Consider the following 11,763-nt stretch of genomic DNA (forward strand, 5'->3'; position numbering starts at 1 on the left):
TCTAGATCTCCTCAGATTTGAACATAGAGATCACGAAATCCATTGAAGATTCCACTTTCCCTTGGTTTACCGCTGCAGCAGGGTCGACGTGTTTTGGACATACTTTTGAGCAGTAACCGACAAAAGTACACCCCCAAGCGCCATTGTCACTGTTGATAAGCTTCATACGTTCTGCTTTACCATTGTCACGAGTATCTAAGTTGTAACGGTGAGCCAATGTTAATGCAGCAGGGCCGATGAACTCAGGGTTTAAACCAAATTGAGGACACGCCGCGTAGCAAAGACCACAGTTGATACAGCCAGCGAATTGTTTGTATTTCGCCATTTGTGCTGGCGTTTGTTTGTTGGCACCGTCTTCTGGTTTACGGTCATTACCAATGATGTATGGCTTGATCGCTTCTAAACGTTCGATGAAAGGCGTCATATCAACGATAAGATCTTTCTCGATAGGGAAGTTAGCAAGAGGCTCGATGGTCACGCCATTTGGGTAATCACGCATAAAGCTTTTACAGGCGAGCATAGGTACGCTATCCACCATGATGCCGCATGAACCACAGATCGCCATACGACAAGACCAACGATAAGACAGATCTTTGTCTAGGTGATCTTTGATATAACCAATCGCATCTAGGATGGATGTGGTGTCATCACAAGGTACGTCGAACGTTTGTAAATGTGGTTCGTTATCGGTTTCTGGGTTATAACGTAAAATATTTACTTTCTGGATACGAGTTGCAGTTGCAGACATTATTTTGCCTCCTTCGCTTCTGCGGCTTCTTTGGCTGCCGCTTCTTCTGCTGCAGCACCGTATAAGCGAGCTTTCGGTTGAGACTTAGTGATCTTCACTGAACTATAGTCGATCACAGGAGCAGCATCTTTTTGGTAGAAAGAGAGCGTATGCTTCAAGAAGTTCTCATCGTCACGACTGGTGCAACCTTCGTCTAAACGTTGGTGTGCGCCGCGAGATTCTTTACGACGAATGGCTGATTGTGCCATCGCTTCTGCCACTTCTAAGCCGTAGCCCACTTCGATAGCGTAAAGTAGATCCGTGTTGAATACTTTGCCTTTATCTTTAATGCCCACTTTCTTGTAGCGTTCTTTCAGCTCAGTGAGCTTATCGATGGTTGCTTGCATCAAATCTTCTTTGCGGTAGATACCACAACCTGCTTCCATGGTGTGCCCCATTTCTGTACGAATATCAGACCAGCTTTCAGTGCCATCATTATCTAATATCGCTTGAATTCGAGCTTCTACATCGCTGATTTGACGTTTGATGTTCTCTTCATTCCAGCCTTTGAATTTTTTAGCGCGTTCAGCGGCGTGTTCACCTGCGACGCGACCAAATACCACAAATTCAGCCAGAGAGTTTGAACCTAAGCGGTTTGCACCGTGTAAGCCAACAGAGGCACATTCACCTACTGCGAATAGACCTTTAATGCGAGTTTCACATTGACCATTAGTTTCAATCCCCCCCATGGTGTAGTGAACCGTTGGACGAATTGGAATTGGCTCTTTCGCTGGGTCAACGTTGACGTAAGCTTTCGCTAGCTCACAGATAAAAGGTAGGCGTTCTTGTAGGTACGCTTCACCTAGATGACGGAGATCGAGATGGACGACATCACCAAGTGGGTGTTTGATGGTGTTGCCTTTTTGTTGTTCATGCCAGAACGCCTGAGAAACTTTGTCACGAGGACCGAGTTCCATGTATTTGTTCTTAGGTTGACCCACTGGCGTTTCAGGGCCCATACCGTAATCTTGTAAGTAACGGTAGCCATTTTTATTGATGATAATACCGCCTTCACCACGACACCCTTCGGTCATCAAGATGCCTGTGCCTGGTAGCCCAGTTGGGTGGTATTGCACAAATTCCATATCACGTAAAGGTACACCGTGGCGGTAAGCCATTGCCATACCATCACCTGTTACGATACCGCCATTGGTGTTGGTGTGGTAAACACGGCCCGCACCACCAGTAGCAAGTACCACTGATTTTGCTTTGATTGCAACAAGCTCACCTTCAGACATATGAATAGCTACGATGCCTTGCACTTCTTTTGCGTCATCTTCGCCGTCAAGCCCTTCGTTATTAACTAAGAGGTCAACTACGAAGTACTCATCAAAGCGTTTGATGTTGGAATATTTAATAGAGGTTTGGAAAAGTGTGTGTAGCATATGGAAGCCAGTTTTATCGGCCGCAAACCAGGTACGCTCGATTTTCATTCCCCCAAAACGACGAACGTTGACATCACCATTTTCTTTACGGCTCCATGGACAACCCCATTGTTCCATTTGGATCATTTCACGGGTTGAGTTTGCTACGAAGTATTCAACAACATCCTGTTCACATAGCCAATCACCACCACCAACGGTATCGTTGAAGTGATTATCTAAGCTGTCTTCTTCCTTGATAACTGCCGCTGAACCGCCTTCGGCAGCAACCGTGTGTGAACGCATAGGGTACACTTTTGAAATCAATGCAATTTCAAGTTCAGGGTTTGCTTCTGCTGCCGCAATTGCAGTACGTAAACCAGCGCCACCAGCGCCAATGACTGCGATATCTGTGGTTATGACTTTCACAGTTATCCTCCAGAGTAGGTGTGCTCATAAGAGCTTTGTTTCACGAGCACGATTGGAAAAATAGTAGTTATAAATTTTGTGCGTAATAAGTGTAGGCAATAATGATGAATAATAAATTGATCTGACAAGGGTAAATAGGCACTTTGCTACCCTAAAGTAGTAGTGTTTAATTGATTGTTTTAATAGTGAGAGGTTGCTTAGGTTTTAAGGTAAGGCTTGGTTATCATTATTAGTTTAATTAAACTGAGTACACTTTCATTTGTTTTGAGTTTTTTATGCATACTTGGCAGCCTTCCTGTTCAATTTTTCAATTAAAGCAACGTGCTTCGATTATTACTTCTATCCGTCAGTTTTTTACCGAGCGACAGGTTCTGGAAGTAGATACACCAGCCATGAGCCACGCAACGGTTACCGATGTTCATCTTCATACCTTTAAAACTGAATTTATTGGACCTGAATATGCGTTTGGAAAAAATGTATTTTTGATGACCAGTCCAGAGTTTCATATGAAGCGATTATTAGCGGCTGGTAGTGGTTCGATTTATCAAATTAATAAAGCATTTCGTAATGAAGAAAATGGCCGTTATCACAACCCTGAATTCACTATGTTGGAGTGGTATCGCGTTGGTTTTGATCACCATGACTTAATGGCGGAAATGGATATGCTTTTACAAATGGTGCTTGGTTGTGAATCATGTGAAAAAATCACTTACCAACAAGCTTTTCAGCAGGTACTCGATATTTGCCCGTTAAAGTCAACCATGAGTCAACTAAAAGAAGTGGCAGTGACCTTAGGCTTAGCTGATATTGCTGATCCCGAAGACAATCGTGACACATTATTGCAACTTTTATTCAGCGTTGGGATTGAACCGCATATTGGCCAGAAAATTCCGGTGATGGTTTATGACTTTCCAGCATCGCAAGCAGCCTTAGCTAAGATTAATCAAGAAGATCCACGAGTTGCCGATCGCTTTGAGGTGTACTTTAAAGGCATTGAACTGGCCAATGGTTTTCATGAACTGGATGATGCTAAGGAGCAGTTAGCGCGTTTTGAGCAAGATAATCAACAACGGGTTGAAATGGGATTGCAACCACAGCCGATAGATCACCATTTGATTGCCGCGTTAGAAGCAGGGTTACCTCAGTGTGCAGGGGTTGCGCTAGGGATTGATCGCTTAGTCATGCTGGCGATCGGCGCGGATCATATCGATCAGGTAACGGCGTTTCCATTTCCGAGAGCTTAAGGGGAAGTGCGGAGCCGAGAGCCGAGGACGCTACGCTAGAGACGCGAGAAGCAGAGCCAAAAATGTCATCCCGCACATGAGCCTAAGCGAAGAAGATGCGGGATCTCCAACAACAAGTTACTTACACAATAAATCAGATCCGTCTCAACGCGCTTTAGGAGATCCTGAATCGCGTTCGTCCCTTACTTGTCCAAGATGACGTCCAAAAGATGTGACGAGAGCTGGGTGCGCTGCGCTTCGAGACGCGAGAAGCCGGATCCCGAGTGAAACGTCCCCGCGCCTCTAGCGAAGCGTCCTCTCATTTCAATACCAAGCAAATCCATCTGTCTGAGGATAGTGTTTTATCGCTTCGGCAGGACAATCACAAAATACACCATCAACTCCTATTTCCTCTAACCATTGCCAATCTTCAGGTCGATTAACCGTATAGACATAAACCGCTAAGCCTAGAGATTTTGCATGCTGTACGTAATCTTCATCGACCACATCGATATCTAAATTTAAGCTAGTGGCATTTAAATTTTTGGCAAAATTGGCCTTGTCTGTGCTTTTTGACGCGGTAAGTGCACCAATCAGCCATTGCGGTTGTTCTTGTTTGATTTGCTGTAGCCAACTGTGGTTAAACGATGAAATGATTAATTGATTATTGTTGAACTGACATTGTTCGATGGCAAATTGAAGATGAAAGTAGAATAGTTCGAGATGTTGAACCCCTTTTAGTTCAATATTGAGTGCACATTTTCCGTTAACCAGTTTTAGTACATCTAATAAAGTCGGCAAGGGCTCGGTTTTTTCGACCACGACTTTTTTGAGCCTATCACTACTCATCCAATGGAGTTTACCTACATGATCTGTGGTGCGGTTCAGCCATTTGTCGTGAATGACCCAAAACTGCCCATCGTGCTCATGTACATCTATTTCAATAGCTTTGCATCCCATATCGATTGCTGCTTGTATCGCGGTTAAAGTGTTTTCTGGATGGGTAGATCGCGCGCCACGGTGAGCAATGATTAACATAATTAAATAACCTGAACTCGAAGATTAAGTGTTTATATACCCAAGTAACTTCAAGATGCAAGTTTCAGTAAGAATAAGGCTTGTTTTGGAAGCTTCATCTTAGAGTCACTTGGGTATAGTTGTGGAATTGAGAAGGGCTTAGTTAGTGGGCGTTGACTAAGAGAGTTGAACACATAAAAAGGGCCGCCAAATCATGGCAGCCCTCGATAGTTTGCTTTCGGTCTTACTTTTGCTCTGCTTGAGGTTCAGCATTAGCCGTTTCGGCATCATTATTGATACCATGGGCGTAAGGCGTACCAAGTACGGTTTGTTCACCTTCTGCCATTGTTGAATCAAAACGGATTCGATCTTTTGCAAATAGGTTAATCACGGTTGAGCCAAGTTTAAAGCGACCCATTTCTTCACCTTTCTTGATGTGGATCGCTTTATCACCGGTGGTTTCATAGTTCCAACGATGTACCGATGAACCGGTTGGTGGCGTAATGGTGCCACCCCAGATAACTTCGATACTACCCACAATGGTTGCCCCTACAAGTACTTGTGCCATTGGGCCGAATTTCGTATCAAAAATACACACGACGCGTTCATTTCGAGCAAATAGGTTAGGTACATTCGCCGCTGTCAGTGGATTCACTGAAAATAGATCACCAGGAACATAAATCATCTGACGTAGTGTGCCATCACAAGGCATGTGAACACGGTGATAATCACTTGGTGATAAATATAACGTCGCGAATTCACCATCGATAAATTCTTCCGCTAATTTTGCATCGCCACCTAGTAGCTCTTGAGCTGAAAAATCATGGCCTTTCGCTTGGATTAAGCGACCATTTTCAATTGGACCAAACTGACTCGTGCGAGCATCGGCAGGGTGAGTGATCACACTGCTACCTTCTGCAATTGGGCGAATGCCTTCTTTCAATTCACGAACAAAAAATTCGTTAAAGCTATTGAAGTAAGCCGGATCAGAATGTACCGCATCGTCCATGTTGACGTTATATTGCTTGATGAACCAGCGAATAACTGCGGTAGTGAGGCTGCCCATTTTGGCTGAGGCCAATTTACCCATCAGGCGAGTTAAACCGTGCTGTGGGATCCAGTATTGCAGAGTCACTTTCATTTTATCTATCACGTGAATATCCGTTTTTGTTGAACATTTCGTCTGAGTTACGAAAAGGGTAGCCGATTTTACTTAAAAGCAACCCTGTTGTCAGCTTTTCAAAATTAAAGCTATACCAATCAAGATAAGCAGTTACTTATTGCGATTGGTATCATAAATCTTTCTTATTTTTAGAAAACTGTCGATTGGCTTTGTTTTCTGTCATGCTTTCAATGATGCGGTGATAATTTTCAAAACGAACGCGCGGAATATCGTCTTTCTCAACCGCTTCGCGTAGTAAACAACCAGGATCGTCATTGTGTTTACAATCACGGAACTTACAGCCACCAAGATAGGGACGAAACTCAACAAATGCTTGCGTCACTTCTTCAGGCTCTAAGTGCCATAAGCCAAATTCACGAACTCCCGGAGAATCGATAAGATCGCCGCCTTTTGGGAAGTGGTATAAACGAGCCGTGGTGGTGGTGTGTTGACCTAGGCCTGAGTTTTCAGACACGTCGCCTTCAAGTACTTTTACTTCCGGCATTAAGGCGTTAACTAAGCTTGATTTACCTACACCAGACTGACCCACAAAGATACTTAAACGATCTTTAAGGGCTTCTTGCAATTCGGCTAGGCCATCTTCGGTTTCGCGGCTAACAAATAACACCTCATAACCAATTTTTTTATAGTGACTAAGCGCTTGGTGATACGGTTGTTCTTCACCTTGAGGAATTAGGTCGGTTTTATTTAATACGATGAGTGGTGCAATCTTGAGTGTTTCAGCTGCAATCAAATAACGATCGATAATGTTAAGTGATAGCTCTGGTAAAACAGACGATACGATCACCATTTGGTTAACATTGGAAGCTACCGGCTTTACGCCATCGTAATAATCAGGGCGAATGAGTACTGAACTTCGAGGTTCAACTGCTTCAACTACACCAGAAATACCCGCCATAGATTTAAGGCCTGGACGCCAAATAACGCGGTCGCCAGAGACTAGGCTTTCAATACCTCGACGTAAATTACAGCGTTGAATATCGCCCGTTTCAAGATCTTCAATATCGGCATGTTGACCAAAGCGAGAGATCACTAAGCCTTTTTGCATATCGCCCAACATGTTTTCATCCCATTGAATGGAATCTTCTTGAGTCAGACGTTTTTTTTGATTGGTTCGAACTCGGCGAACTTGGCCTTTAGTGAGTTTTTTCTTTTTTGCCACAGGTTATACTTATTCCCTATTGGATACTCTAAATTCACACACAGTGTGTTTGGCTTTCTATATAAGCAGAGTATGATACCTCTTTTCTGGATAAAAAAGGCAAAGATCTATGTCAAATGCGTCTTTCAGTGATCAAAACTTAATTTGGGTCGATTTAGAAATGACAGGACTTGATCCTGAAACACATAAAATCATTGAGATCGCTTCCATCGTGACTGACAGTGAATTGAATATTCTAGCCGAAGGGCCGGTTCTTGCTATTCATCAGCCAGAATCTGAACTGGCTAAGATGGATGACTGGTGTACGAATACTCATACCAATAGCGGTTTAGTGAAGCGTGTTCAAGACAGTACGGTTTCAGAAGATGATGCAGTTGCTCAAACTATTGCCTTCTTAGAACAATGGGTACCAAAGGGTAAGTCACCAATCTGCGGCAATAGTATTGGTCAAGATCGTCGTTTTTTATATAAGCACATGCCAGTACTTGAAGAGTATTTTCATTATCGCTACGTAGATGTCAGCACTATTAAAGAGTTAACCCGCCGTTGGCAGCCAAAAGTGCTTGATGGTTTTTCAAAATCAGGTAGTCATTTAGCGCTTGATGACATCCGTGAATCGATCGCAGAATTGCAGTACTATCGTTCAAGTGTGTTTAAAATCTAATAATGCTCAGTCGGTTGCTATAAAAGTGCGGCTATAAACCGCAAGTTGAGTTATTTTTCAACGATTGAATCGGTATTTACATTTTTTTTTGAAGTAGTACTTGCATCAAAAAAAAATGCTCTTATAATTCGCAGCCCTGAACAATGAAAGACGTTCAGGGTGACAATTCTCAAAGTGTTAAATTTATTACCACGAGAAATGTAAAGCGACACTAGCTCAGCTGGTAGAGCGCAACCTTGCCAAGGTTGAGGTCACGAGTTCGAACCTCGTGTGTCGCTCCAAATTAATGAAATGGAATGTAAGTTCGGTTTCAGATGGTGTTCTAACTTTTCAATTATCTTTGATAAGTCACGGCATCGCAATGAATTGCGTGCCCTGGTGGTGGAATTGGTAGACACAAGGGATTTAAAATCCCTCGGCGTTCGCGCTGTGCCGGTTCAAGTCCGGCCCGGGGCACCATCTATTAAAGTCTACATTTATGTAGCAAATGCGACACTAGCTCAGCTGGTAGAGCGCAACCTTGCCAAGGTTGAGGTCACGAGTTCGAACCTCGTGTGTCGCTCCAAATTAATGAAATGGAATGTAAGTTCGGTTTCAGATGGTGTTCTAACTTTTCAATTATCTTTGATAAGTCACGGCATCGCAATGAATTGCGTGCCCTGGTGGTGGAATTGGTAGACACAAGGGATTTAAAATCCCTCGGCGTTCGCGCTGTGCCGGTTCAAGTCCGGCCCGGGGCACCATCTATTAAAGTCTACATTTATGTAGCAAATGCGACACTAGCTCAGCTGGTAGAGCGCAACCTTGCCAAGGTTGAGGTCACGAGTTCGAACCTCGTGTGTCGCTCCAAATTAATGAAATGGAATGTAAGTTCGGTTTCAGATGGTGTTCTAACTTTTCAATTATCTTTGATAAGTCACGGCATCGCAATGAATTGCGTGCCCTGGTGGTGGAATTGGTAGACACAAGGGATTTAAAATCCCTCGGCGTTCGCGCTGTGCCGGTTCAAGTCCGGCCCGGGGCACCATCTATTAAAGTCTACATTTATGTAGCAAATGCGACACTAGCTCAGCTGGTAGAGCGCAACCTTGCCAAGGTTGAGGTCACGAGTTCGAACCTCGTGTGTCGCTCCAAATTAATGAAATGGAATGTAAGTTCGGTTTCAGATGGTGTTCTAACTTTTCAATTATCTTTGATAAGTCACGGCATCGCAATGAATTGCGTGCCCTGGTGGTGGAATTGGTAGACACAAGGGATTTAAAATCCCTCGGCGTTCGCGCTGTGCCGGTTCAAGTCCGGCCCGGGGCACCATCTATTAAAGTCTACATTTATGTAGCAAATGCGACACTAGCTCAGCTGGTAGAGCGCAACCTTGCCAAGGTTGAGGTCACGAGTTCGAACCTCGTGTGTCGCTCCAAATACATAAGGTTTCTAGTTTATAGTCCTTAGTTTCTAGGGGAGAAGACTGAGAACCTAAGGACTAGCATCCTAGCTTCCTTAAAATATATAAAAAAACGATCTCTTTAGGGATCGTTTTTTATTCTTTGTAATTCAGTGAGTGATATCACTATTCAATAATAAATTCAGTTTTTCTGGATTTCTGCTCTTTAATTGCTACAGTTTATATTTCCAAATTCAATTCGTACGTTTGATTCCAATGCTCCTCTTGCATTATTATCGGCGTTCTCTGAGAAAAATGGATAATTATCTACAAACTTATCCACATGTTTTTTTTGTGGATAACTTGGTGTGTAAGTTGTTTTTTAGTTGTAATAAAATCCATTTTAAATGGATCATTTAAAGTTGACTGAAATCACAAATTAAATGACAATGCTGTAAATCGTTGTTTTTTCTCGTTATTTTGGTTTTACTGTATGAAAGAACAGTGCGAGATAAGGATCTTTATTTGATTTTTACTTGATCTTTATCATTTCTTTTGAATGTGCTTAACTTTTTGTTACGCCCTGTCACGCTCTCGCTTTTGTCACTTTTTCCACATTTCTAATATTTTTTGGGATAAGTATCACTAAGCGTCTCTTGGTAACCCTTTTCCTATAATTCTAACTAGCCTTTCTAATTTAGTATTTCGTGCTGTATTGGCATCAATATCATTCTTCTTTTTATTTTGCTGCTCTATCGCCCATTGAATATGAATATCCAAATTATCATCTAATCCTAGGCGTGCGGTTAATGCTTCTAGGATTGTGGATTGATAAGGGGCATTGCCCAAGGCGATAGAAATATTACGTAACCACTGAATGTGACCAATACGACGAATAGCAGAGCCTTCCATATTTTTTAAGAATTGAAGTTCGTTCCACTGGAATAACTTGATAAGGTCAGCATCATTGAATATGTCACGTCGGTGAAAACTGGCTTCATTTGTGACGTCTGCCGCTCGATTCCACGGGCAGACCAATTGACAATCATCACAACCATAAATTCGATTGCCTATTTTAGAACGAAGTTCTTCCGGGATAACACCATCTAATTCAATGGTGAGGTAAGAGATACATAGACGAGCATCAATTATGCCTTCTTCGATAATTGCTCCTGTAGGGCAAGATGTCATACAAGCTTTACATTGGCCGCATTGATCTGTCTGAGGTTCATCAATAGGAAGAGGGATATCAACTAATAGTTCACCAAGAAAAAACCAAGAACCAGCCTGTTTGTCAAGAATGAGAGAGTGCTTTCCTGCCCAACCTAATCCTGCCTTTTGTGCTAAAGGGCGTTCTAAAATGGGGGCAGAATCAACAAAAGGTCGATAACCTAATTCTCCCACTTCTTCTTCAATTTTCTGTCCCAGCTTTTTTAATTGGTTACGGATGAGTTTATGGTAGTCGCGACCTAATGAATAACGACTAATATAAGCCTGAGTAGGATCGGATAGGTTTGAAGCAAATTGAGCTTCTGGAGGCAAGTAGTCCATACGAACGCTTATCACACGGATAGTACCTGGATGGAGTTCTTGAGGGCGGGCTCGCATCATGCCGTGTCGTGCCATCCAATCCATAGAACCATGGTAACCGGCATCAAGCCAACGTTGTAATTGGGCTTCATGTTCCGAGAGGTCAACATCGGTGATCCCGACGTGCTGAAAGCCGAGTTCTTTACCCCATTGTTTGATTTTATTAGCAAGTTCTTGATGGTTCATGTTAGATGGGCTATTTCAGTAAGGTTTATATTAGAATTCTAGCATGAGTTAGGAGTGTGATTCAGTAGCAACGATGATCTCTATTTGCTAAGTAACGTAATTTTGACCAAGTTTCTATTTCTTTTTGACACTTTGTTTAGAATTTGTCGTCAATATATAGAATAATAGACCAATTGAGTCTTGCTACTATTGACTCAGTCAGTTTACTATTTTTTATTGATGGAATTATAAGCTGCCAATAGGCCATTTATTATACGGGTGATGACACTTTATGACGACCAAGCAGACGAGAAAACAAGCTATGTTAAGTGATGAATCTGCGACCATCGCGTTTGGAACACAACTAGCTAAGTTATGCTCTCAGCAAACCACTATTTATTTGCATGGTGATCTTGGTGCTGGGAAAACGACCTTTAGCCGAGGCTTCATTCGTGCTTTAGGCCATGAAGGTAATGTAAAGAGCCCAACGTATACCTTGGTTGAACCGTATCAGTTAGATAATTGGCAAGTTTTTCATTTTGATTTATATCGTCTTGCGGATCCTGAAGAACTCGAGTTTATGGGGATCCGAGATTACTTTACCCCCGATGCGATTTGCTTGGTGGAGTGGCCTGAAAAAGGTGAAGGTTTGCTTCCTTTAGCAGATTTGGATATAGAACTACGTTACGTCGATGTGCAACGTCAGGTTGTTATCACGGCAAATAATGAATATGGGCAATCTTTAGTAAATAAGTTGGAGTTGTGTTGAAATATTCTTATTTTCGAGCGTTGTGTCTGCTC

General features: G+C 42.6%; 9 protein-coding genes and 9 tRNA genes. 12 read left to right on the forward strand and 6 right to left on the reverse strand.

The genetic code is table 11. The features are described from left to right. Position 1: 1 nt before the first annotated feature. Together ACN0T8_RS05640 and frdA are read right to left on the reverse strand one after the other, a co-directional pair. Positions 2 to 748, reverse strand: a complete 747-nt coding sequence (locus ACN0T8_RS05640; protein ID WP_417879674.1) for a succinate dehydrogenase/fumarate reductase iron-sulfur subunit — start codon at positions 746 to 748, stop codon at positions 2 to 4. After that, entirely contained in the window at positions 748 to 2,577 is a 1,830-nt protein-coding gene (gene frdA / locus ACN0T8_RS05645) for a fumarate reductase (quinol) flavoprotein subunit (RefSeq protein ID WP_417879675.1), read from the reverse strand. Before frdA ends, ACN0T8_RS05640 begins: the two co-directional genes overlap by 1 nt. A gap of 275 nt (positions 2,578 to 2,852) precedes the next feature. On the opposite strand from frdA, the gene epmA reads away from it, so the two are divergent. After that, complete coding sequence (gene epmA, locus ACN0T8_RS05650) at positions 2,853 to 3,821, forward strand: elongation factor P--(R)-beta-lysine ligase (protein ID WP_417879676.1); 969 nt, start codon at positions 2,853 to 2,855, stop codon at positions 3,819 to 3,821. Positions 3,822 to 4,124: 303 nt separating this feature from the next. Here the strand turns inward: epmA and ACN0T8_RS05655 are convergent, their stop codons facing one another. The 3 genes from ACN0T8_RS05655 to rsgA all read right to left on the reverse strand — a co-directional run bounded on the left by ACN0T8_RS05655 (position 4,125) and on the right by rsgA (position 7,162). Continuing rightward, positions 4,125 to 4,838 carry a glycerophosphodiester phosphodiesterase gene (locus tag ACN0T8_RS05655; RefSeq protein WP_417879677.1) on the reverse strand — a complete coding sequence of 238 codons (714 nt, stop codon included), beginning with the start codon at positions 4,836 to 4,838 and terminating at the stop codon, positions 4,125 to 4,127. Between the two features lie 223 nt (positions 4,839 to 5,061). Continuing rightward, on the reverse strand, positions 5,062 to 5,967 hold the full coding sequence (asd, locus tag ACN0T8_RS05660; RefSeq protein ID WP_417879720.1) for an archaetidylserine decarboxylase: 906 nt from the start codon (positions 5,965 to 5,967) through the stop codon (positions 5,062 to 5,064). 142 nt (positions 5,968 to 6,109) lie between these two features. Beyond that, positions 6,110 to 7,162, reverse strand: coding sequence for a small ribosomal subunit biogenesis GTPase RsgA (gene rsgA, locus ACN0T8_RS05665; protein WP_417879678.1), 1,053 nt, complete (start codon positions 7,160 to 7,162; stop codon positions 6,110 to 6,112). Positions 7,163 to 7,271: 109 nt separating this feature from the next. On the opposite strand from rsgA, the gene orn reads away from it, so the two are divergent. From orn to ACN0T8_RS05715, 10 genes are all read left to right on the forward strand, one after another. Then, complete coding sequence (gene orn, locus ACN0T8_RS05670) at positions 7,272 to 7,826, forward strand: oligoribonuclease (RefSeq protein ID WP_417879679.1); 555 nt, start codon at positions 7,272 to 7,274, stop codon at positions 7,824 to 7,826. 205 nt (positions 7,827 to 8,031) lie between these two features. Continuing rightward, positions 8,032 to 8,107, forward strand: a tRNA-Gly gene (locus tag ACN0T8_RS05675). Positions 8,108 to 8,198: 91 nt separating this feature from the next. Further along, positions 8,199 to 8,285: transfer RNA gene (locus ACN0T8_RS05680), tRNA-Leu, on the forward strand. A 30-nt stretch (positions 8,286 to 8,315) separates the two neighbouring features. Then, positions 8,316 to 8,391 (forward strand) — tRNA-Gly (locus tag ACN0T8_RS05685). Positions 8,392 to 8,482: 91 nt separating this feature from the next. After that, positions 8,483 to 8,569, forward strand: a tRNA-Leu gene (locus ACN0T8_RS05690). A gap of 30 nt (positions 8,570 to 8,599) precedes the next feature. Then, positions 8,600 to 8,675 (forward strand) — tRNA-Gly (locus ACN0T8_RS05695). Between the two features lie 91 nt (positions 8,676 to 8,766). After that, positions 8,767 to 8,853, forward strand: a tRNA-Leu gene (locus ACN0T8_RS05700). A 30-nt stretch (positions 8,854 to 8,883) separates the two neighbouring features. Then, a tRNA-Gly gene (locus tag ACN0T8_RS05705) sits at positions 8,884 to 8,959 on the forward strand. Positions 8,960 to 9,050: 91 nt separating this feature from the next. Further along, positions 9,051 to 9,137: transfer RNA gene (locus tag ACN0T8_RS05710), tRNA-Leu, on the forward strand. Positions 9,138 to 9,167: 30 nt separating this feature from the next. Then, positions 9,168 to 9,243: transfer RNA gene (locus tag ACN0T8_RS05715), tRNA-Gly, on the forward strand. Between the two features lie 609 nt (positions 9,244 to 9,852). Here ACN0T8_RS05715 and queG read toward each other — a convergent pair. After that, positions 9,853 to 10,983: a tRNA epoxyqueuosine(34) reductase QueG gene (queG, locus tag ACN0T8_RS05720; RefSeq protein WP_417879680.1), complete on the reverse strand. Its 1,131-nt coding sequence runs from the start codon at positions 10,981 to 10,983 to the stop codon at positions 9,853 to 9,855. Between the two features lie 271 nt (positions 10,984 to 11,254). Between queG and tsaE the strand changes: the two genes are divergently transcribed. Continuing rightward, the gene (gene tsaE, locus ACN0T8_RS05725; RefSeq protein WP_417879681.1) at positions 11,255 to 11,731 is read left to right on the forward strand and encodes a tRNA (adenosine(37)-N6)-threonylcarbamoyltransferase complex ATPase subunit type 1 TsaE; all 477 of its coding nucleotides are present in this window, start codon (positions 11,255 to 11,257) and stop codon (positions 11,729 to 11,731) included. Positions 11,732 to 11,763: the final 32 nt, after the last annotated feature.

It is taken from the genome of Vibrio sp. (assembly GCF_048266485.1).
Classification (GTDB): Bacteria; Pseudomonadota; Gammaproteobacteria; order Enterobacterales; family Vibrionaceae; genus Vibrio.

Coding starts and splice junctions, on each gene's coding strand:
- queG (WP_417879680.1), bottom strand. CDS start 10,983: ATGAACCATCAAGAACTTGCTAATAAAATCAAACAATGGGGTAAAGAA.
- ACN0T8_RS05655 (WP_417879677.1), bottom strand. CDS start 4,838: ATGTTAATCATTGCTCACCGTGGCGCGCGATCTACCCATCCAGAAAAC.
- ACN0T8_RS05640 (WP_417879674.1), bottom strand. CDS start 748: ATGTCTGCAACTGCAACTCGTATCCAGAAAGTAAATATTTTACGTTAT.
- epmA (WP_417879676.1), top strand. CDS start 2,853: ATGCATACTTGGCAGCCTTCCTGTTCAATTTTTCAATTAAAGCAACGT.
- orn (WP_417879679.1), top strand. CDS start 7,272: ATGTCAAATGCGTCTTTCAGTGATCAAAACTTAATTTGGGTCGATTTA.
- tsaE (WP_417879681.1), top strand. CDS start 11,255: ATGACGACCAAGCAGACGAGAAAACAAGCTATGTTAAGTGATGAATCT.